Genomic DNA, 21,636 nt, shown 5'->3' on the forward strand with positions numbered 1-21,636 from the left:
TTAAAGCGAAGAGTTAGGAGTGAGGAGTTAGGAGTTAAAATTTATAACTCATAACTCTTAACTCCTAACTGTTTTTAAGCTAGGCGTTTAGCTTCTACTGTTTGAGGTAAATTTGCTGTGTCTGGCAAATCACGAAATTCCAATTCCCAACCATTTGCTAGGGTGAGAATCTTGCCATCATTTCCATCGGTTTGTTTGACGACTTCTTCTTCAAGGTCTTTCTTAGCAACGTAGACTACTAAAGTGCCGGCGTCATTCATCCGTAGCATTACTTTCATGAGATTCCTCAACAGATTCTAGTTCTTTTTTCATACAGCCGACGACGAATCCTGTTTCCAAGAAATGCACCGCATAAATATAGGAAGTCTGCAAATATGTCCCTATACTGGCTATGTAGCCGATATCTCCTTTGTTTACTAAAACTTGCCCAACTTCTTTACCAGGAAAAGTACCATCGTTCTTCAGCAGTTTCCGAACTCTGACTTTTTCACCAATTTCAAAAGCAGGTGGCAAGTTTAGCTCTAATTCATCACGTTGCATGAGAGTACCTCTGTTCTCTGACCAAATTCAATAGTTCTTCTGTCGTCAAACTGCGTTTTTTCTGTACCGATTGATGGCGCACTGCGTCTAAAACAGATTGGGTTTCTTGGGGGTTTAAGAAAATTCCATGCTGTTCTAGCAAGTTTGAAACCAAATGCCGTCCAGAATGTTTGCCTAATACTAAACGCCGTTCCCAACCTACCTCTTCGGGAGCAAATGGTTCGTAGGTAATGGGGTTTTGCAGTACCCCGTGAGCATGGATGCCAGATTCGTGAGCAAAGGTATTTTCGCCAACGATCGCTTTCCAGGGTGGTACATCTGCACCTGATGCGGCTGCAACTAGTTGAGACAGTTTCAGCAAACCGGGAGTGTCAATGCCCAAATCAACGCCGTAGATGCGTTTGATCGCCATGACAACTTCTTCTAAAGCTGCATTTCCCGCCCTTTCACCTAATCCGTTGACTGTGGTATTAACTGATAATGCTCCGGCTTTGATACCCGCAAGGGCGTTGGCAGTTGCCAGACCAAAATCATTGTGGGTGTGGATTTCTAGGGGAATCATCAAAGCTGAAACCAGCCGTTTGACCTTGGTGTAGGTGGTGAAAGGATCGAGAACTCCTACGGTATCGCAAAAGCGGAAGCGGGATGCACCCCATTCTTGGGCATAAAGCGCTACATCTAAGAGGAAGTTTTCATCAGCCCTGGAAGAATCTTCTCCGCCGACTGCTACCCAAAGACCTCGATCGACAGCAAAGCTAATACAGTCTTTGAGTTTTTGCAAACTGACTCGCCATTGACCGTGGAATTTGGCAGCGATTTGGATACCAGAGACTGGAATGGCAATATGCACCCGGTTCAGACCGCAGGCGATAGAAGCCTTAATATCTGAGATGACAGCGCGGTTCCAGCCCAGGAGTTTTGCTTGTAAACCTAAGTCAGAAATTGCTGCGATCGCCCGCGTTTCTTCCTCACCCATTGCCGGTATACCGACTTCTAATTCCGGAATACCAATGGCATCGAGAAACTTAGCGATCGCTACTTTTTCTTCTAGGTTAAAAGCAACACCTGCTGCTTGTTCGCCATCACGTAATGTTGTGTCATTAATTATGATTTGATTCATTGCAAATATCCCTCTCTTGGTAGTATTCTTAATATCCTTTCTCTCTACAATCCCCAGCGATGGTAAATGCTAAAAATATGACAATTCATAATGTAGGATACATGATCCTTAATTATTGACCTATTATCAGCATCACATCTGTATGGCAAGGAACTAAAACCATGTATAATTTACTAATCGTTTTTACCGATGTCAGTTGAAATTTCTTCGATTAGCAACGAACTAATGTAACTATTAGCAAATCCGGAACAAAGTAAAACACAGAATCCAGCAATTAAGGATGTAATCATCTTAGTAACCTCAGATTTTCTAGAGCATTGGTGTGTAATTTCGGCAGGTAATGGGAAGGAAAAGTTAAAAGGTTCAAATTAGCTAACTTTGTTCTGCAAGCCAATCAAAAATTTTTCCTAGCTGCTCCAAGTCAACTAGACCATACTGCCAGAGGAGCATCGGTAGTGGCCCATTTTCTAATTCACGGTGTCGCAGAGCTACAGCAATATCGGCATTTGAAAGTTCAAGTTCATTGTGCAAAAAATTGAGGAGTTTTATATCTCTGTTCCGAGTCGCCATAGTCGAACTTTCAATTTCTTAATTTGGGAAAAAATTAAAAATCAGAAATTCCAGTTTGTATTTGGTAATTTCGCCTTTTTAATTGTTGCTATATGTCAGGGAAGTTTCAGATTTAGTAGACAAACAAAATCTAAAAGTCGCTTAATCCATCTCAGTCTGCAACAAAATCTCCTAGCGTACAGTAGCTTCAACTTCTAAACCTATTCGAGCTTTGTGCATCTATGAACAAAAAGGATAAAATGCAGTGCTTGCGTCATGAATTCAAGATTAATGGTGTCTGAATTAGGTTGGCTAAAAGCACTCATGACTCATCGCTGTAATGCCAACAACGTTCTAGCCACTCTAATAATTCTTGACGAGAAGCAAGAAATTGCATAACTGTACTACGAATTAGAATTACTTCTAGCAAATTATTCACTTGCACTCGCAAAGAACCATCGGGGGGACAGTAGCTCTTAATTTTTAACTCTTGCAAACGGTGATGGATTCGCCAGCGATCGCTCAAAGGAATCTGCAAAACTTGATCGCCTAAAGTGTCATTTGTCATTTGTCCGTTGTCCTTTGTCATTTATCAGTTGTCCTTTGTCCTTTGTCCGTTGTCATTTGCAAATGACTAATGACCAATGACTAATGACTCTTGACTTTTAAAGTTTGCAGTTGTTTTTCGAGTTGCTCAATGCGCGAAAGCAAAGAACGAATCACGGTTGCTTCCACATCGGGTAGCTTTCCATGTTCTAAAGGAGAAAGGCTGGCGCTTTCGTTCCGAGAAATGATTCGGCCGGGAACTCCCACCACAGTGCGATCGCTAGGGACATTCTGCAAGACAATGGAACCTGCACCAATACGGACGCGATCGCCAATTTGCAGATTACCTAAAACTTTCGCACCCGCCCCAATTACTGCATTTTTGCCCACCGTGGGATGACGCTTACCGCTTTCTTTACCAGTTCCGCCAAGGGTGACGCCTTGATAAATCAGTGTATAGTCGCCGACGATCGCAGTTTCGCCAATGACAACACCCATTCCGTGGTCGATAAACACGCCCTGACCAATCTCTGCACCTGGATGAATTTCAATTCCGGTCAAAAATCGCCCTAAGTGAGAAATTAAGCGGGGGATAAAACCGACTCCGCGACAATGTAACCAGTGAGCAAGACGATGCAAAGATAGCGCGTGCAATCCAGGGTAACAAAACACCACTTCTAGCCAATTACGTGCTGCCGGATCGCGCTCAAAAATAATGCGAAAATCACTCAATAATGGCTCAAAAAAAACGCCAGAGAGTAAATTTTTCAGCATGGATGTATGTGCAGAATCCTGCGTTTTGGTACTGGGGGGATCGCTAATACTGTCTAAAGACTGTTGCATCGGTAATGTCTATCTGGTAGAAGAGTCATCTGCTATTTTTATGCTTATATCAGGTGACTCCCAACTCGATACAAAACCCAATGCTGATTGGATTTATTGGATTGATTAAGGTTGTACTCAAATACCGAAACCCCGACTCAAGATAAACTTAAAATTTGTCTTGGGTTAGGGGCACTAGTGTTTAACGATGGGGGTACTAGTATTTTTGGGGCAGGGGTTAAGAATTTCTGTGCTCGCTACAAGAAACTTTACCTATAAGCCTTTGCAAACATTTCATCAAGATATTTTGCAATATATTAAGCTGTACTCAGATGCACTCAAATATGAATTTGATGAGTCTATAAATTGATTTTTTGTATATGCTACTACTATTAGTATCCTATTATTTGGTTAGGCGAAAGACAGGTTTCTTTATTTTCTTTTAGGATTTGCTGTCTGTATGTATATATACGTTTCAAAATATAGTTATCGCTCATAGTGAATATCTTATTATATAGATGTGTTGAAAGAAAACAGTTCAATAAAGAGGCAGGGGAGCGGGGAGCAGAGAGCAGGGGAAATAAAAAAGGTACAGACCAAATAAATTCATTTATAGAAAAAAAAGAAATACTGCGTCCTTTATGGATGGGGTTTCCCCCTTGCTCCCTGCCCCCTGCCCCCAGGGCTATTTCATTCTCATCTAGCCCACCTCAGAATAAATTCTGAGGCTAATAGCACTCATTCGTCTAAAGACGACTAGAAAGGTTTTTAGTCCACTAAGCGTGGACTTGGGCTATGAGCCGCGGAACTTTAGTTCTGGGCGGTTTATGTCTAGAACGAAATAGCCCTGCCCCTGCCCCCTGCCCCCTGCCTCTTCATTCATTACTAACTTTGACTACTTTTAGTATTTTTTCAATTGTTCTAAATAAACAGCAACCTCTATCATAATGCTGTTACATCTTTGTGAAGAATAGTTACAACTTCTTAACACAAGGCAATTTTCCTTATGGCAGTCTCACTTGAGAAGAATGCATCACATCAGGTTGTTATCATTGGTGGTGGTTTTGGTGGACTGTATGCAGCAAAGGCTCTGAATGCAGCGAATGTAAATGTTACTCTCATTGATAAACGTAACTTTCACCTATTTCAGCCGCTTTTATATCAAGTGGCGACAGGTACGCTATCACCTTCTGATATTTCCGCACCATTGCGATCTGTATTTAGCAAAAGCAAGAATACAAAGGTGTTATTGGGAGAAGTAAATAGTATCGATCCAAAAGCGCAACAAGTTATTTTGGGTGATGAAATAGTACCGTATGATACATTAATTGTCGCCACAGGTGCTAACCATTCCTATTTTGGTAAAGATCATTGGGAAGAAGTTGCTCCTGGCTTGAAAACTGTGGAAGATGCGATAGAAATGCGTTGCCGGATATTTGGCGCATTTGAAGCAGCAGAAAAAGAAACCGATCCCGAAAAACGCCGTGCTTGGTTGAGTTTTGTAATTGTGGGGGGTGGCCCGACTGGTGTAGAATTAGCAGGTGCGATCGCAGAATTGGCATACAAAACTCTCAAAGAAGATTTCCGCAGCATCGACACTTCAGAAACAAGAATTTTACTATTACAAGGGGGGCCTCGCATCCTCCCACACATGGTGCCAGAGTTATCGGCATCAGCAGCAGTATCTTTGCAAAAGTTGGGTGTGGAACTGCACACTCACACCAGAGTGACAAATATTGAAGGTGGTATCGTTACTTTCAAGCAAGACAATAAATTTACAGAAATTGCCTCAAACACTATATTGTGGGCAGCAGGTGTCCAAGGTTCCCCAATGGGGAAAGTCTTAGCAGAAACTACAGGTGTAGAGCGCGATTACTCTGGGCGTGTAATTGTAGAACCTGACTTGTCTATCGAGGGTTATGACAACATTTTCGTAATTGGAGATTTAGCCAACTTCTCCCATCAAGATGCTAAACCTTTACCTGGTGTCGCACCTGTAGCTAAACAACAAGGAGAGTACGTAGGTAAACTAGTTCGACGACGGCTTCAAGGTAAGACTTTGCCACAATTTCATTACAACGATGTGGGTAGTTTGGCGATGATTGGGCAAAATTTAGCTGTTGTAGATTTAAGCTTAATCAAACTCACAGGTTTCATTGCTTGGGCATTTTGGCTACTAGTTCACATCTACTTCTTAATCGAGTTTGACACTAAATTACTAGTAGTATTTCAGTGGGCGTGGAATTATATCACTCGTAATCGTCGCTCTAGATTGATTACAGGCCGAGAAGCTTTTGTAGAACCAAAAACTGTTAACGATAGGGTGCAAGAGCCTTCTGTGACACCTCTGTAACTCCAGGTATCGCAGCTATTAGTCAACGATGGGATAAGAGGTTATTGGAGTGATGAGTGGCGTAGAATGGGAAATCTTGGGCGAAGATTAGCTGTTCCACGAAAAGAATATGGGGATGAGATACCGCCCTAAGCTATTTTGGCAATTTGGCATTTCATGACTTCGAGTTGCAGTTTTAATGGAGATATCAACACAAAGGGACAGTAAAGAAGTTGTACGGGGGATAAGGTAAAACTTTCCGCTTCTAGTGTCCCAGCTATGCCAGTTGTCAAATGAGTGCTGTAGAATAGCTCTACATAATTGATACAGCGCTCACTAGAGTTCAGTTCCCGCTCTGCAACTGGCTAGAAATCAACAAAACCAAATATACTGGCACTGCGTTTCTATCCCGCCTCGGAATGAATTCCGAGTCTCATAGCTAAAGTCCACTAAGCGTGGACTAAATGATTAATTCAGTCCACTTAAGTGGACTTGGGCTATCAGCCCTGAACTTCACTTCTGGGCGGGATGTCGGTAAGTGTGACAGTTTCACTCTGACAAAAATGTGGGTAGAGAATTTTTCGACTTGTGTATACACCGTAGCCTAAAAGGAGAGAGGCTTTGAATTTTACTCCCCTTCCCTTGTAGGGAAAGGGCTGGGGGTTAGGTCTATGCGATCGCACATCATAACCTATTTTTTTATCTGTTTTAGCGCCAATGCTGAGGGATACTGACCAGATGCAATTAAAGCTTGTCGTTCTATAATGCGATCGTCGCTGTTAAAATCTAGGATGCGTGCGGTAACTTCACCGATATCTGTTTGATGCTGAATTACAGCCTCATCTAGTCGAAAATGATCGCCCCAAAAGTCTCTGCGTGGGTTAAAAAACCGCACCAGTTCGCCAGTTTGCCAATTAATTGACCCTAAATCCGTCCCTTTTTGCAGGTTACAAAAAATACAGGCATAACAGAGATTATCTGCTGTTGTAGCGCCGCCGTGTTTGACACTGATTATATGGTCAACTTGAAAACCTAAGCCGTCTAATTCTGGATATAAACAATACTCGTATAGATGGGCAGCGCGATCGCTAATTAAACGCCGCAGTTCTGCATTAATATATAGCCGAGGCATTTTGAATACTTACTTAGGGTTAATGTACTGAGTAGCTCTTGCTTTTGCCAATCTCATAATATGCTCTAGCGTGAGAAAATGATCTAACTCTCGCTGGTCACTTCCTGTAAGACCTTCAGTTTTTGCACGGTAAACGAGATCCTCTAAACGGTCTTTGGCTGCATCCGAGAGTTTGAAATCGATAACACTTTGGGGAGTGGTTCCAGCAGCAATAAACTCTATAATTTCATCGTAGACTTTGGCTGTATTTATAGATGTAGTCATGAGATTACCTATTTTTATTTAATTTTACTTATTTACAACGTTACTTTTAATGACTTTATTAGTGTTTTTGGCTCTGGTAGAGGTTCGCCGTTTGCCAAAGATGACTCAATCAGCATCTCTAAAACTTCCTGAGCATTTTTAAGAGCGTCTTCGTAAGTCTCTCCGTGAGTGCAAGGCTGCATTATATGCGTAAACTCAGGTAGCAAAACCACATAACATTGGTCTTATTCTGACCATTGAATCATAATTGTATATTTCATATTTATTCATAAGCTTCTCGTCGATAAGCAACACCAAATATACCTGGCGATTAGGAATAGCGGCTATACAAACCAAGTCCGCCTGCGCGGACTCTAAGAATTTGAAACCCACGGAGGTGGGTTTTGTCTGTATAGCTGTAAATTCCATTCGCCAGGGCTTCTATACATCAGACCGAATTGTTCTCCAGCTTTTTACCCGACCTTCAGCAATATCTTTTTTACCTCTTTCAAAGGATTCAATAAATCCAGGGATATCAAGCAACTCTTGGGTAGCGTCTTCACTCTCTTTATCTACTAGATATGCTAAAAAGTCAGCAACCAGTTGTAAGCGTTCTGAAGATAATACATCTAAATATTGGTTGATTTGCTGACGAACTTCTGTATTGTTCATAATTTTTAGCCAATCTTTTATTTTTAACTTTGAGAATCTTGCTTGCTTTGATTTGCTTGCTCAATGCGTTGTCTAATTGCTTCTTCTGCAATGCGAATATTTTCTTCTATTGGCGTACCGTCTTCAGCTACCATTGGCCCGTACCATGTTGCTTCTGAGTCAGGAGTGCGGCGGCCATACAAAACACGCAAAGGCTCGACATCTTCACGGTGTGCAAGTGCGTAAGCTATTAGTTCTTTGTTAGTCATTGCTTCAAAATTCGGTCGCATTTAAAAACCTCCAGTTTCCATTAGCGGGTACAATGATTTGGAGTTCTTCATTGACAAAAATAAATACAACTCCGGTTTGGTCATCAAAGCGAAATAGCTCAATACTCCGATAGGTGTTTGACAACATCTGACAGACACGTAAACAGGCTATAGCTTGTGCGTATGTTGGGTAAATCGTCTGTTCCTCAATTGTGACATAGATAATAGTAAGCCTTTCTTTTGCGGTTTCTACTGTGAATAGTAAATCAGCTTACATTTATCCTTCCAACTGCTTTAACTTCTTCTGAGCAAATTCCCGCACTTGCTGATCTGGGTCATTATCTGCGCGATCGCGCAACAGTGGTAAAGTCTGGGGATGCTGAGGATATTGCTTGATAATTATCTCCAGTGCAATGCGCCGAGGGTTGGTTTCATCCTCTTCCTCGCGCTCAAAGGAATCATCAACAGCGCACTGGTAGTAGATATCAAACAACTCAGGCTGATATTTAAAGTATTTAGCTAATTGTTGGACTGCTACACCTCGCACATCTTCGTGTTCATCCTGGGTAGCGCGTTCTTTGAGGGTGGTTTTGGTGTCGGGGTCATCTTTGAAGTTATTCGCTAATCCTTGGACTGCTGCACCTCGCACATCTTCGTGTTCATCCTGGGTAGCGCGTTCTTTGAGGAAGGTTTTGGTGTCGGGGTCATCTTTGAAGTGATTCGCTAATCCTTGGACTGCTGCACTTCGCACATCCCAGCTATCATCCTGGGTAGCACGTTCCTTGAGGATGGCTTTAGTGTCGGGGTCACCTTTGAAGTTATTCGCTAATTCTTCGACTGCTGCACTTCGCACTAAGTAGTGATTATCCTGGGTAGCACGTTCTTTGAGGAAGGATTTAGTTTCGGAGTCATCTTTGAAGTTCTTCGCTAATTCTTGGACTGCTGCACGTCGCACATCCCAGTTATCATCCAGGGTAGCGCATTCTTTGAGCCAGGATTTGGTGTCGGAGTCATCTTTGAAGTTCTTCGCTAATTCTTCGACTGCGATACCTCGCACAGACCTATGAGCATCCTGGATAGCGCGTTCTTTGAGGATGGATTTGGTGTCGGGGTCATCTTTGAAGTTCTTCGCTAATTCGTGGACTGCTGCACGTCGCACATCCCAGTTATCATGCAGGGTAGCGCATTCTTTGAGGATGGATTTGGTGTCGGGGTCATCTTTGAAGTTCTTCGCTAATTCTGTGACTGCTGCACGTCGCGCATACTTATGATCATCTTGGGTAGCGCGTTCTTTGAGCCAGGATTTGGTGTCGGGGTCATCTTTGAAGTTCTTCGCTAATTCTTCGACTGCTATACCTCGCACATACTCATTATCATCTAGGGTAGCGCATTCTTTGAGGATGGATTTGGTGTCAGGGTCATCTTTGAAGTTCTTTGCTAATTGTTCAACTGCTGCATATCGCACATCCCAGTTATCATCCAGGGTAGCGCATTCTTTGAGCCAAGTTTTGGTGTAGGGGTCATCTTTGAAGTTCTTTGCTAATTCGTGGACTGCTGCACGTCGCAAATAATCATCATCCTGAGTAACGCGTTCTTTGAGCCAGGTTTTGGTGTCGATAGATTCTTGCCAGGTCGTTGCAATTGCTGTGACTGCTTGAGTGCGAATTTCTTCAACTAGGTTAGTTTCTTCACTATCACTATATCGCTGGGGGTAGTAATAGTACCAGAGGTCATATTTAGTTAAGGCTTTTAGCTTGTCAAGTAATTTAGTAGCTGTTGATGCAATGTTCGAGCGATTTCTCACCTCTACAAGACACTTAGCCGCTAAAAATAGATTAACAAACTTTTCCTCTTCGCCATCTTGCGCCATTAAATAATCAAGAATCTCCCCAACAAATCTTGGCTCAATCATTCCCGCAATTAGCAGCAAAACTTCATGCCAACTTTCATCCTGCCAGTTTTTACCAAAAACTTCATTCTTAAGTTGCTCAAGAGTCAGCGTTTGCGTTTCTTTAAACTGCCAGACAAACTCCCAAGCACAGAAATATTCTAAAAACGTTCGATGCACAAAAGCATAATAATCCGCACCGAGGAAACATAACATAAAGTTGCGAGTCCGCAGCTGATTAATCATCACCCGCGCCGCTTCTCTGGGTTTATCAAATTCTATAGTTCTGAGATAATCAGTCAGAACTTTGACTAAATCATTTTCATTAATCAAATTACCTGCCAAACCTTTCTCACCAGTTTGCATAAGATAAGCAACCTGACGCAGCATCGCTTGCTTATCTTTATAATCAATCGTCTTGGGATCTAACCTCTGATCTTCTGTCAAAGCACGTTCCACATCCCATTGATGCAGCAACACCCGCGATGCTTGATTATAAAGCTCGGCTCTATCTCTTGGTAGCTCTTGATTACGATTAAGAATTGCCATCATCGTCAACAGCAGAGGATTTCCCGCCAATTCTGCAATAGATTTGGAAGCTTCAATTCCTCTTTGTAGCCGTTCCCGTTTTCTCACTTTATCTACTGCATCAGTAAAAGTTAACTCATGCCAACGGTTGATAAAATCCTGAATTTGTTCTGAGTCTAAATCTTGTAATATAAAGTGGCGAAACTCAGCATTAAGCAATCGTTGCGGTTTATAGCCAATAATCCGAGAAGTGACAATTACCTGCACATCAGGATAGTCATTAGTAAAGCGATGAATATCAGTAATTACATCCTCTCGCTTACCAGGGTCAAATACCTCATCCAAACCATCAAACATCACTAAGGTATCACCAGCTTTTAATTGTTTATCTAGTTCAAGCTGATTGAGATGAGCAATTGCACCACTACATTTATGGAAGAATTCTAGAAAATTATTGCACTCTTTATCTTCCCGTCGCCGCATATAAGTGCGTAACTCAATTAGCAACGGAATTGGTAATGATATAACATTATCCAGTGGAGACTCAGCCCAATTCAAAGCCAGAAATTGCAACAATGTAGACTTACCTGAACCAGGATCGCCCAAAATCACAAGATATTTATAATCTTGCTTTTTATTGACAACATCTAAAACTGAACGGATCGGCTGTTCAAAATAAACCCGTTTGTGGCGTTCTAATTCTTCTAATTCAACTGCTTCTACTTGGTCACTTTCTCGCAGCCGTCTAAGATGTTCTTTAGGCAGTTCGTGAACTTGTGCTAAAACTTGATGAGTTTCCCGGACATTTTGAGCAGTAAAAATCCGCCATAATTTCAGTTCGTTATAGGCATAGCCGCTAGTATCTAAGCTATCTAATTTGAGATTGCCATAGCGTTCGCGGATTCCTTCTTGATATTTAACTAAATTAAAATCTACAATAACACCAGCAATTTCTTTTGTATTTATTTCAATATCAGATAACTTTTGTAATTCTAGGATATGATGTAACTCTTTTGAATCTAAAAGAAGTTCTTGGACTTGTGTAAAATACTGTTCAGTAAGTGATTGCCAGTTAAACTTAGGTGGCAGAGGTTTTAATTGCAGCCTGTTCCAACTATCTTCTAAGGTTTTAGCGTCTAGAGATTCACAATTAATATCAAAAGCCTGACCAAGAATTTCTGCAACTGACTTATCGCGGATAAATTCCTTGATGTCTTTGGTGTAGTCTTTAATCTCAGTTTCAGCAAGTTTGCAACGAACCTTTAACTGCTGCTGCATGAGTTGCAAAAATTCCTTTAAGGCTTTACCAGCAGCAATTTCTATATCTTCCTTCTTAAGTTTCTTTAAAATATTGCCAGGGATGCCTTTTAATAAATCTTTAGCCCAATCTTTAGCAGCATCCTTGGCTAAGTCTTCCAGAATGGGTTTAAAAATCAACCCGGCGGCCTGAGTTACACCCCAAATAGCTAACCAGTCCAGCATAATACTCGCTTCTGTTGAGAGTTTGATTACGAGTATATCCACTAGCTTGAGTAATGTTTCCGAATTTCAGCGTTATTGCAGAAACATCACAGGTATTTGGAAAACCTCTCTCTCCTAAAAGGAGTACATAAAGATATTTTAAGTATTTTAAAAAACTAGTACCCCTGAGTTAGTTTTGTCCCAACTCTCCGTAAAATCTGCTAGTCGAGAGTTACGTGTAATATAAATCACTACAAAGCTAGAGGAAAGTTGAGAATGGTTGCATTTGCTTTAAACCCAATACGGATGCTTAGAGGCATACTAACCGCATCGCTACTTAGTCTGATGTCCTTAGAGGTTTTTACCACCGCAGTGTTGAGTAAGCCGCCCGCTGCGTCTGTTGAAACCAAGCTGAAAGTGCCTAGTACAATGGCTTATGCCCCCTTTAATACTAGCCGTTACTTGAAAGTACCGCCCAATTTCTCTGTCTCTGTTTATGCTCGCATTAACAAAGCTCGCTTTATGGCAGTTGCTCCCAATGGGGATCTTCTAGTATCACAGCCTAGTACGGGTAAAGTGTTAATTGTCCGGCCCAATGGCAACAAAGACCCAATTATCTCTGACTTCGTGACGGGTCTACGCAAACCACACGACATTGTGTTTCATAAGATTGAAAACACCACATATATCTATATCTCTGAGACTCATCAAATCAACCGCTTCATCTACAAGTCTGGAGACCTAATCGCAAAAAATCGCCAAATCGTTGTAACTGGTTTACCAGATAGCAGCACACGCGAACTCAAAGGCTCTTATGGGCACGAACTGAAAAATATCGCACTTGATGCCAATCACAAACTGTACGTATCGATCGCCTCTAGGTGCAATGCTTGTAAAGAAGATACTGTCAGTACCCCAAAGCGTGGTGCGATTTACCAGTACAACGGTAATGGAACCAATCAGCGGCTTTTTGCCCAAGGTTTACGCAATGCCGAAGGGTTAGCATTCTTACCCAGCACAAATGACCTTTGGGTAGCCGTTAATAATCGAGACAACATCGCCTATCCATTCAAGGATAACAGTGGCAATTACGGTAAGATTATCCCCTCTTACGTAGACAACCACCCGCCAGAGGAGTTAACGCGAGTCCGAGATGGCGGCAACTACGGTTGGCCATTCTGCAACCCCAATCCTGACACCTCAACAGGCGTCAACAATATGCCCTTTGACCGCGACTATGAGTTCAATGCTAATGGAAGTGTTAATTGCAATGCAATGGACAGGATTAGCAAGGGTATTCAAGCCCATTCCGCTCCCTTGGGACTGACATTCTTACAAAATACCAAGTTTCCCAGCCTGTACTCAAGTGGGGTAGTGGCGGGGCTGCATGGTTCATGGAATCGGCAGAAGAAAACGGGCTACAAAATAGCTTACTTTCCGTGGAACAGTACTACAAAAACTCTAGAGGAGGAGATGGATTTAGTCAACGGTTGGCTAGTTCCAGCAACGCAAGAAGTCTGGGGGCGACCTGTGGATATGGCAGTCGATCTGCAAGGTAATTTATTAATTTCGGATGACTACAGCGGTACTATCTACAAGCTCTCCTACAATTATGGAAGTTAAGTAGCACCATTGAGCTAATCTTAGAGTTTAAATTTTGGATTTTGGATTGAATAGTTTAAAATCCAAAATTTAAAAAGGTCTGAAAAGCAAGCGAATTTAAACGCGAGAAAAATTTTGTTATCCAAAATAAAACTGCTTTTGGCTGATTGTCCTGCAATCAACTCGCAACCGCGATCGCAATTTTCCCCACTGCACGCCCAGTTTCGCTATATGCATGAGCCGCCGCTAGTTCTTGTAAAGGATATGTGCGATCGATTACCACACGAATCTTACCCGCTTCAATCAATTCTTTGAGAAAAAGCAAGTCTTTAGTGTTAGGTTTTTCAAAGAGAAATTTCGCTTTTTGACCGGGAAGGAATGCTGTTAAGACGCTCTCTAACAAGACTTCAGGGCTGGGTAATGTGGTGATATAAATTCCGTTGGGTTTGAGGACTTTTTTGGTTTGTGAGAGCGATCGCTTACCCACTGCATCAAAGATAATGTCATACTGCGCTGTATCTTGGGTGAAATCTTGCTGCGTATAATCAATCACGCGGTCTGCTCCCAAAGATTTCACCAAATCCAAATTTTTAGTACTGCTAACTCCCGTCACCACTGCTCCTAAAGCCTTAGTAATTTGCACCGCAAAAATCCCTACACCGCCCGCAGCACCATTAATCAAGACACTTTGTCCTGTTTGAATATTTCCTTGATCTCGCAGTGCTTGCAGAGCCGTGAGTGCTGCTAAAGGCACAGCCGCAGCTTCTTCATAAGATAAGTTCGTTGGTTTGAGAACCGCCACACTTTCTGGAACAGCTGCAAATTCGGCATAACCTCCTCCAGGAAAGCTAGTACTGCCGTAAATAGCATCTCCCGCTTTAAAGCGCGTGACCCCGGAGCCAACCTCTACAACATCTCCCGCCACATCAAACCCCAGAATCTTCGGAAATTTGTTGCCAGTAATCAAACTCAACATCCCTTGGCGAATTTTCCAATCAATGGGATTAACGCTACTAGCACGAACTTTCACAAGTAACTGCGTTGAATCAATTTTCGGCTGTTCCACATCTTCATACTGCAACACTTCAGCGCCGCCATACCTATGGATAACCACTGCTTTCATCGCATTCCTCCTGCTACCATCTTTTGCTGAATGAACTCAGACAGCCTGTTTTTCCTGATAAATCTAGTGTAGCGATTTCCTCAAATAGAAATATCAGTCTAAAACTACACCTGTATGCCAGCTAGAGACTCATATCACGATAATGTCAAAAATGCTTTGATTTTTGATCCAAAACAGGAGGTTATTAAACAATGGATTACACCAAGTTAGACCACTATCGCCAAGTGATTGAAACGATCCTCAGTGAATATGCTTCAATACCCTATTCTTATGCCAATATTCAATCGGAAGTGGTGTTCGATCCGACTTTCCGCACTTCATCGTGTAATACGCGTAGATTTCCAAAATATCACTAACAATGGTTAAATGAACAACACAAATTCCCAATGTATTTAAATATTAATACTTAAGGGTTTGAGCATTATTAGGAATAATTCTTGAAAAGAGAGATGATACATTTTGAAGTGCGGAATGTGGGTTCGATCGAAACCGCGTTGGCGCAGCCTCTCTGAAAGAGACTCGCTATTTATGGATGGATCTAGGTTGGGATGGCGATCGCCGCATTCATGGCTGTCTGGTTCATATTGACCTGATTGATGGCAAAATCTGGATTCAACGGGATGGCACGGAAGAAGGCATTGCCGCCGATTTAGAACGGGCTGGAATTCCTAAAGAACATATTGTTCTAGGCTTTCGTCCACCGGAGTTAAGACCTTACACAGGCTATGCAGTTGCTTAAGGTGCGTAGGCGCAGCCGTCGTAGACATCGTTCTTTAAAACTTTAATACAGAACATTCTCTTTATTCTTCGGTGGTAAATACAACACCTTCATAGAGCAATTCAATCGGGCATTCAAATTCAATGCTCGATAGAGTGACGATATCTCCAGCCGTGTAGGGATAGTAAAGCCACATCCTACCCTCACCCCGACAGTAACGCTCAACGGAGATTTGTTCGGAGTCAATCAAGATATACTCTTGCAAACTAGGAATTCTCAGGTAATAAGTAAATTTTTCACCCCGATCTTTCGCGCTTGTACCTGGGGAAAGAACTTCAGCAATCAGCTTGGGATGTTGAATAAACTTGCGAGCATTCAGGTCTTCAGGGTCGCAACTGACAATAACATCAGGATAATAGTAGCGACTCTGGGGAGTAAGTTGCACTTTCACCCCTGACACATTCGCTCGACAACCTTTGGGACGTAAATGAGGATGTAAGGCAGTGTACAAGTTAAGTGCAATGTCGTTATGGGGAATTGTACTGCCTGTCATGGCAAATACTTCGCCATTAGCATATTCGTAGCGAATGTCTTGCTGAGGTTCCCATTCCAGATATTCCTCAACGGTCATTTTTAGCGGCTGTTGGGGGATGGTTCTCATAACTTAAGATTTTTTCACGGTTGGTTTGATTGTAGCTAAATAGTATCAGCAACAAAGAGCGGTATCTGGAAAACCTCTCTCCTATAAGAAGAAATATTTTAAATTTTGCCCATTCCCGTGTTGGGAATGGGGTTTTTTGCTAAGGTTTGTAGTGAGCAATTCAGAAAATTCATTGCGATCGCTCAATCATGTTAGATTATAGTTTGTTGTTTCTCTCAAACACAAAACCTGAGAGTTTCCTACCCATCTCCTCATTGTGGGAATGAAAAAAAAGAGTTAAAAGTTAAGTTTTTTGAAAATGATATGCAGCAACACACCTATTTCCATTAGCTTCTACGGCTTGCCAGACAAGGCTTCAAGACATAATTGAACATCATTCTCAAAGAAAAATTAAAAGAATATGAAGTGCATTTTTACCCTCAAAAAAATGATATGTTAGATACAGAATTGAATTTCGCACGTTTCTGGAGTAAAACAATATAGATTACTCCAGTTTTTCACCCTCAAACCCTTGGCATTTATTGCTTTTGACGCAAATTGAGGGCAATCTGAGTACACATTTAAATAACCAAAATCCAAGTTGCAAATAGATTAAATTCTTTGCTGGGATTGGGTTGTGGCTGAGTACAAAGAAATCCTGAACCCCCATCTATAAACACTAGAACCCCAACCAAAAAATACTAGAACCCCTACCTGAAAAAAACTTTTTTAATTCTTGTAATGCTTGAAGAATTAGGGTTTTTGCTATTTGAGTACAAAAGTAATAAATCCAATAAATTCTATCCTAGAGAGACGCAACATCTGGCTGGGAGACGGCTGCTATAAATCTTATATCGCCAATCACCTAACGCTCTGAAACAAAACAAAGCGAAAAGTGAGTGGAGGGATGACATAGCACCATGCCTGAAGTGAAGAGAAGTCGCGGCTGTAAGCACAAATTCTACCCAAGAACCGAACGTTGACACACACCAGCCGAACATCAGATATCTATCGCCTGCCTGACTTGAAAACAAGTCGCCCTCACCCAAGGGTTTGCAGGCAGTGTGGAAGACGCGACTTCAATTCTGGGCATGAAAGAGTAGCAACGGCATCTCCCACAGTGGCAGCCAAGTCCACCGACCTTTTGCGAAACTAAATGACATCACCGTCTACACGACTCCTCAACTCCAACGCTACGGAATCGCCAACCCAAGCAAAATCAGGTGGTTGCGGCTGCGACAGCCCGAGTAGCGCCACCGTGGAAAGGGACGAAAAGCTCGAAGAACGTATTGCGAAACATCCCTGCTACAGCGAAGACGCTCATCACCACTACGCCCGGATGCACGTTGCAGTTGCACCAGCTTGCAACATCCAATGCAACTATTGCAACCGCAAATATGACTGCGCTAACGAAAGCCGTCCTGGAGTAGTTAGCGAATTGCTAACACCAGAACAAGCAGCACACAAAGCTTTGGTCATTGGCGGCAAGATTCCCCAAATGACAGTTGTGGGAATTGCCGGCCCTGGCGACCCTCTGGCGAACCCAGATAAGACTTTCCGCACATTTGAGTTGATTGCAGAACAAGCACCAGACATCAAGCTGTGCTTATCAACCAATGGTTTAATGCTGCCTGACTACATCGATCGCATTAAACAATTAAATATAGATCACGTTACGATCACCATTAACATGGTAGATCCAGAGATCGGTGCTAAGATTTATCCTTGGGTTCACTACAGACGCAAGCGTTATAGAGGTCTTGAAGGTGCGAAAATCCTCCACGAAAGACAGATGGAAGGATTGCAAGCCCTGAAAGATGCTGACATCTTGTGCAAAGTTAACTCAGTGATGATTCCCGGAATTAATGACCATCACTTAGTTGAAGTGAATCGAGTCATTCGTGAGAAAGGTGCATTCTTGCACAACATCATGCCATTGATTTCTGCACCAGAACATGGCACACACTTCGGTTTAATCGGTCAACGCGGCCCCACACCCAAAGAACTCAAAGAAGTTCAAGACAATTGCTCCGGTAACATGAAAATGATGCGCCACTGTCGCCAGTGTCGTGCCGATGCAGTCGGATTGTTGGGAGAAGACCGCAGCCAAGAATTTTCTAAAGAGAAATTCTTGGAAATGACTCCAGATTATGACATGGAGAAACGTCAAGAAGTTCATGACGGGATTGAGAAGTTTAAAGAAGAACTGAAAGTAGCCAAAGATAAGGCGCTTGCCGGCAAGAAATTTGCCAACAGTCCTAAAGTCCTAGTTGCAGTAGCAACCAAAGGCGGCGGATTGGTTAACCAACACTTCGGTCATGCGAAAGAATTCCAAATTTACGAAGTGGGTGGGGACGAAGTTCGCTTTGTCAGCCATCGCAAAATTGACCAATACTGCCAAGGTGGATACGGCGAAGAAGCTTCTTTTGAGCATATTATGAAAGCGATCGCAGATTGCAAAGCAGTTTTAGTCTCCAAGATTGGTAACTGTCCTCAAGAAAAATTGCAAGAAGCTGGAATCAAGACAATTGAAGCTTACGACGTGATTGAAAAGGTTGCTTTGGAGTTCTACGAGCAATACGTTAAAGAATTAGGGAATAACGAATAGGGCATGGGGCATAGGGCATGGGGCATGGGATAAGAAGTATATCCCTAATGCCCTCCCCTAAACCCAATCCTCAATGCCCAATGCCCACTGCCCCATTCCCAAAAAAGGAGAATAAATCATGGCTTACAAAATTCTTACTAGCCAGTGTATTTCCTGCAATCTCTGTCTAACGGTATGTCCCACAAATGCAGTTAAAGTGGTTGACGGACAGCACTGGATTGACCCTGAACTTTGTACAAACTGTATTGGTAGCATTCATACTGTGCCTCAGTGTAAAGCTGGTTGTCCCACTTGCGACGGTTGCATTAAGCAGCCTAGCGATTATTGGGAAGGCTGGTTTACCAATTACAACCGTGTAGTCGCTAAATTAACAAATAAACAAGATTACTGGGAACGTTGGTTTCAAAGCTATTCCCAGAAATACTCTGAGCAGTTGCAAAAGCGTCAATCCCAATCAGTGGGTTCTGAAGCTTAATTAAATAATTCGTAATTCTTAATTGAAGACAACAATGCAAAATAACTGCATCTATCTTGATAATAATGCTACCACTAAGGTAGACCCAGAAGTTATAGAGGTAATGTTACCTTACCTCACAGATTATTACGGCAATCCCTCCAGTATGCATACCTTTGGTGGGCAAGTCGGTAAAGCAGTGAGAACAGCAAGAGAACAACTTGCAGCTATGCTGGGAGCCGATGAGTCAGAAATTGTCTACACAAGTTGCGGTACTGAGGGAGATAACGCGGCGATTCGAGCCGCACTGTTGGCGCAACCTGAAAAGCGCCACATCGTCACTACCCAAGTTGAACATCCAGCAGTACTTAATGTCTGCAAACAATTAGAAACCCAAGGTTATAGTGTTACCTATTTATCAGTAAATAATCAAGGGCAGCTGGATCTAGATGAACTAGAAGCTTCCTTGACGGGTAACACCGCCCTGGTGACAATTATGTATGCTAATAACGAAACCGGCACGATTTTCCCGATTGAACAAATTGGGTTGCGCGTCAAAGAATATGGCGCTATCTTCCATGTAGATGCGGTGCAAGCAGTGGGAAAAATCCCGTTGAATATGAAGACTAGCACCATCGATATGTTAACCCTGTCTGGTCACAAGCTACACGGGCCGAAAGGAATTGGTGCTTTATATATTCGGCGCGGGGTTCGGTTCCGTCCCTTCATTCTTGGGGGACACCAAGAACGCGGACGTAGGGCGGGAACTGAGAATGTTCCAGCAATTATCGCCTTGGGCAAAGCTGCGGAACTGGAAATGTTACACTTAGAAGAAGCGACGGCAAAAGAAAGAAAGCTGCGCGATCGCTTGGAACAAACTTTACTTGCTAAAATTCCCGATTGTGTCGTTAATGGTGATGTTACGCAGAGATTGCCCAACACCACAAATATCGGCTTCAAGTACATCGAAGGTGAAGCAATCCTACTGTTATTGAACAAATACGGTATCTGTGCATCATCCGGTTCTGCTTGCACCTCCGGTTCTCTGGAACCTTCCCACGTCCTGCGGGCAATGGGCTTACCCTACACAACTTTGCACGGTTCTATCCGCTTCAGTCTTTGTCGCTACACCACCGAAGCCGAAATCGATCAAGTAATAGAGGTAATGCCCAGTATTGTAGAACGTCTACGCGCCCTCTCACCCTTCAAAAATGATGAAGCAGGTTGGTTGCAAGGACAAGAACAAGCACTAGCGCATCGTTAATTAGGGAATAGGGACTGGGGACTGGGGATTAGGGACTGGGAATTAAGGAAGAATTTTCCCAATACCCAGTGCCCAGTACCCAATCCCCCAATCTAAAATCCAAAATCTAAAATCTAAAATTCATTATGTGGGACTACACCGATAAAGTATTAGAACTGTTTTACGATCCCAAGAATCAGGGAGAAATTGAAGAAACGGGCGAAGCTGGAGTTAAGGTTGCAACGGGTGAAATCGGCAGCATTGCTTGCGGCGATGCTCTGAGATTGCACCTGAAAGTGGAAGTAGAATCTGATAAGATTCTAGATGCTCGCTTTCAAACCTTTGGTTGTACTAGTGCGATCGCATCTTCTAGTGCATTAACCGAAATGGTCAAAGGTTTAACCTTAGACGAAGCCTTGAAAGTGTCCAATAAAGACATTGCAGATTACCTGGGTGGTTTACCAGAAGCAAAGATGCACTGCTCTGTCATGGGACAAGAAGCCCTAGAAGCCGCTATCTATAATTATCGTGGCATACCTCTAGCTACCCACGATGATGATGATGAAGGTGCATTAGTTTGCAGTTGCTTTGGCATCAGCGAGTCTAAGATTCGTCGCGTGATTCTAGAAAATCATCTTACGGATGCCGAGCAAGTAACAAATTATGTAAAAGCTGGTGGCGGATGCGGTTCCTGTCTGGCGAACATTGATGATATTATTAGATCAGTTCAACAGGAATACGCCTCACCTGCTCTCAACAATTACGGCGTACAAGTTGCCACAGAAATTGTTACATCTAAGGAACGAGCGCTAACAAACGTCCAAAAGATTGCTCTAATTCAAAAGGTTCTTGATGAAGAAGTCAGACCCGTACTCATTGCAGACGGGGGAGATGTAGAACTCTATGATGTAGAAGGCGATCGCGTTAAAGTTGTACTGCAAGGTGCTTGCGGTTCCTGTTCTAGTAGTACAGCAACTCTGAAAATTGCGATCGAAGCCAGATTACAAGATCGTGTCAGCAAGAGCCTTGTAGTCGAAGCAGTTTAGGAATTGCTGTAGGACTTAACGTATTCTACAAATACGCTCTAATATGCATTCAGCCAGGAACAGAAAGTAGGATTTGAACCATATAATTGTCTCCACATCAATGCTTCAATCCTACCGACAA

The 21,636-nt window shown here is 42.6% G+C and carries 23 protein-coding genes and 1 pseudogene; 9 read left to right on the forward strand and 15 right to left on the reverse strand.

What is annotated here, in order from left to right; translation table 11 throughout:
- Nucleotides 1-74: 74 nt before the first annotated feature.
- The 6 genes from nifT to cysE all read right to left on the reverse strand — a co-directional run bounded on the left by nifT (nucleotide 75) and on the right by cysE (nucleotide 3,598).
- Nucleotides 75-278: a putative nitrogen fixation protein NifT gene (gene nifT / locus V7L01_RS17435; protein WP_114083693.1), complete on the reverse strand. Its 204-nt coding sequence runs from the start codon at nucleotides 276-278 to the stop codon at nucleotides 75-77.
- On the reverse strand, nucleotides 253-540 hold the full coding sequence (locus V7L01_RS17440) for a nitrogen fixation protein NifZ (RefSeq protein WP_094349913.1): 288 nt from the start codon (nucleotides 538-540) through the stop codon (nucleotides 253-255). The genes nifT and V7L01_RS17440 overlap by 26 nt, the downstream gene beginning before the upstream one ends.
- Nucleotides 530-1,660, reverse strand: coding sequence for a homocitrate synthase (gene nifV, locus V7L01_RS17445; protein WP_335036826.1), 1,131 nt, complete (start codon nucleotides 1,658-1,660; stop codon nucleotides 530-532). Before nifV ends, V7L01_RS17440 begins: the two co-directional genes overlap by 11 nt.
- A gap of 372 nt (nucleotides 1,661-2,032) precedes the next feature.
- Nucleotides 2,033-2,230 carry a DUF2949 domain-containing protein gene (locus tag V7L01_RS17450; protein ID WP_109012176.1) on the reverse strand — a complete coding sequence of 66 codons (198 nt, stop codon included), beginning with the start codon at nucleotides 2,228-2,230 and terminating at the stop codon, nucleotides 2,033-2,035.
- A 301-nt stretch (nucleotides 2,231-2,531) separates the two neighbouring features.
- Entirely contained in the window at nucleotides 2,532-2,798 is a 267-nt protein-coding gene (locus tag V7L01_RS17455) for an Asr1405/Asl0597 family protein (RefSeq protein ID WP_335036829.1), read from the reverse strand.
- 59 nt (nucleotides 2,799-2,857) lie between these two features.
- Nucleotides 2,858-3,598, reverse strand: coding sequence for a serine O-acetyltransferase (gene cysE, locus V7L01_RS17460; protein ID WP_335036830.1), 741 nt, complete (start codon nucleotides 3,596-3,598; stop codon nucleotides 2,858-2,860).
- 985 nt (nucleotides 3,599-4,583) lie between these two features.
- Here cysE and V7L01_RS17465 point away from each other — a divergent pair.
- Nucleotides 4,584-5,930 (forward strand): NAD(P)/FAD-dependent oxidoreductase, encoded by a 1,347-nt coding sequence (locus tag V7L01_RS17465; RefSeq protein WP_335036832.1) that lies wholly within the window; start codon nucleotides 4,584-4,586, stop codon nucleotides 5,928-5,930.
- A 443-nt stretch (nucleotides 5,931-6,373) separates the two neighbouring features.
- The gene (locus V7L01_RS17470; protein ID WP_335036834.1) at nucleotides 6,374-6,517 is read left to right on the forward strand and encodes a hypothetical protein; all 144 of its coding nucleotides are present in this window, start codon (nucleotides 6,374-6,376) and stop codon (nucleotides 6,515-6,517) included.
- An 83-nt stretch (nucleotides 6,518-6,600) separates the two neighbouring features.
- Here V7L01_RS17470 and V7L01_RS17475 read toward each other — a convergent pair whose 3' ends face one another.
- The 7 genes from V7L01_RS17475 to V7L01_RS17500 all read right to left on the reverse strand — a co-directional run bounded on the left by V7L01_RS17475 (nucleotide 6,601) and on the right by V7L01_RS17500 (nucleotide 12,102).
- The gene (locus tag V7L01_RS17475) at nucleotides 6,601-7,041 is read right to left on the reverse strand and encodes an HNH endonuclease (RefSeq protein WP_335036836.1); all 441 of its coding nucleotides are present in this window, start codon (nucleotides 7,039-7,041) and stop codon (nucleotides 6,601-6,603) included.
- A 9-nt stretch (nucleotides 7,042-7,050) separates the two neighbouring features.
- Nucleotides 7,051-7,305: a hypothetical protein gene (locus V7L01_RS17480; RefSeq protein WP_335036838.1), complete on the reverse strand. Its 255-nt coding sequence runs from the start codon at nucleotides 7,303-7,305 to the stop codon at nucleotides 7,051-7,053.
- 32 nt (nucleotides 7,306-7,337) lie between these two features.
- Nucleotides 7,338-7,517: a type II toxin-antitoxin system HicB family antitoxin gene (locus V7L01_RS17485; RefSeq protein ID WP_335036839.1), complete on the reverse strand. Its 180-nt coding sequence runs from the start codon at nucleotides 7,515-7,517 to the stop codon at nucleotides 7,338-7,340.
- A 208-nt stretch (nucleotides 7,518-7,725) separates the two neighbouring features.
- The gene (locus tag V7L01_RS17490) at nucleotides 7,726-7,956 is read right to left on the reverse strand and encodes a hypothetical protein (protein ID WP_335036841.1); all 231 of its coding nucleotides are present in this window, start codon (nucleotides 7,954-7,956) and stop codon (nucleotides 7,726-7,728) included.
- Nucleotides 7,957-7,979: 23 nt separating this feature from the next.
- Nucleotides 7,980-8,225 carry a DUF6887 family protein gene (locus V7L01_RS17495; protein ID WP_174710332.1) on the reverse strand — a complete coding sequence of 82 codons (246 nt, stop codon included), beginning with the start codon at nucleotides 8,223-8,225 and terminating at the stop codon, nucleotides 7,980-7,982.
- Complete coding sequence (locus V7L01_RS35470) at nucleotides 8,209-8,430, reverse strand: DUF6888 family protein (RefSeq protein ID WP_442936990.1); 222 nt, start codon at nucleotides 8,428-8,430, stop codon at nucleotides 8,209-8,211. The genes V7L01_RS17495 and V7L01_RS35470 overlap by 17 nt, the downstream gene beginning before the upstream one ends.
- A gap of 51 nt (nucleotides 8,431-8,481) precedes the next feature.
- Nucleotides 8,482-12,102, reverse strand: coding sequence for a HEAT repeat domain-containing protein (locus V7L01_RS17500; RefSeq protein ID WP_335037001.1), 3,621 nt, complete (start codon nucleotides 12,100-12,102; stop codon nucleotides 8,482-8,484).
- Between the two features lie 255 nt (nucleotides 12,103-12,357).
- Here V7L01_RS17500 and V7L01_RS17505 point away from each other — a divergent pair, with 255 nt between their 5' ends.
- On the forward strand, nucleotides 12,358-13,704 hold the full coding sequence (locus V7L01_RS17505) for a PQQ-dependent sugar dehydrogenase (protein WP_335036843.1): 1,347 nt from the start codon (nucleotides 12,358-12,360) through the stop codon (nucleotides 13,702-13,704).
- 157 nt (nucleotides 13,705-13,861) lie between these two features.
- Here the strand turns inward: V7L01_RS17505 and V7L01_RS17510 are convergent, their stop codons facing one another.
- The gene (locus V7L01_RS17510; protein ID WP_335036845.1) at nucleotides 13,862-14,806 is read right to left on the reverse strand and encodes an NAD(P)-dependent alcohol dehydrogenase; all 945 of its coding nucleotides are present in this window, start codon (nucleotides 14,804-14,806) and stop codon (nucleotides 13,862-13,864) included.
- Nucleotides 14,807-14,997: 191 nt separating this feature from the next.
- On the opposite strand from V7L01_RS17510, the gene V7L01_RS17515 reads away from it, so the two are divergent.
- Entirely contained in the window at nucleotides 14,998-15,162 is a 165-nt protein-coding gene (locus tag V7L01_RS17515) for an element excision factor XisI family protein (protein ID WP_335036847.1), read from the forward strand.
- Nucleotides 15,163-15,329: 167 nt separating this feature from the next.
- Nucleotides 15,330-15,545: pseudogene (locus V7L01_RS17520) on the forward strand (XisI protein); the annotation flags it as partial.
- Between the two features lie 61 nt (nucleotides 15,546-15,606).
- Here V7L01_RS17520 and V7L01_RS17525 read toward each other — a convergent pair.
- Nucleotides 15,607-16,185, reverse strand: coding sequence for a Uma2 family endonuclease (locus V7L01_RS17525; RefSeq protein ID WP_335036848.1), 579 nt, complete (start codon nucleotides 16,183-16,185; stop codon nucleotides 15,607-15,609).
- Between the two features lie 1,135 nt (nucleotides 16,186-17,320).
- Here V7L01_RS17525 and nifB point away from each other — a divergent pair.
- The 4 genes from nifB to nifU all read left to right on the forward strand — a co-directional run bounded on the left by nifB (nucleotide 17,321) and on the right by nifU (nucleotide 21,515).
- A complete protein-coding gene (gene nifB, locus V7L01_RS17530; RefSeq protein WP_334897350.1) occupies nucleotides 17,321-18,772 on the forward strand; it encodes a nitrogenase cofactor biosynthesis protein NifB in 1,452 nt (483 codons plus the stop codon).
- A 118-nt stretch (nucleotides 18,773-18,890) separates the two neighbouring features.
- Nucleotides 18,891-19,247 (forward strand): 4Fe-4S binding protein, encoded by a 357-nt coding sequence (locus V7L01_RS17535; protein WP_334843529.1) that lies wholly within the window; start codon nucleotides 18,891-18,893, stop codon nucleotides 19,245-19,247.
- A gap of 34 nt (nucleotides 19,248-19,281) precedes the next feature.
- The gene (gene nifS / locus V7L01_RS17540) at nucleotides 19,282-20,490 is read left to right on the forward strand and encodes a cysteine desulfurase NifS (RefSeq protein WP_335036850.1); all 1,209 of its coding nucleotides are present in this window, start codon (nucleotides 19,282-19,284) and stop codon (nucleotides 20,488-20,490) included.
- A gap of 125 nt (nucleotides 20,491-20,615) precedes the next feature.
- Nucleotides 20,616-21,515: a Fe-S cluster assembly protein NifU gene (gene nifU, locus V7L01_RS17545; RefSeq protein WP_069073113.1), complete on the forward strand. Its 900-nt coding sequence runs from the start codon at nucleotides 20,616-20,618 to the stop codon at nucleotides 21,513-21,515.
- Nucleotides 21,516-21,636 lie beyond the last annotated feature (121 nt).

Origin of the sequence: Nostoc sp. (genome assembly GCF_036917095.1) — a bacterium.
Classification (GTDB): Bacteria; Cyanobacteriota; Cyanobacteriia; order Cyanobacteriales; family Nostocaceae; genus Nostoc.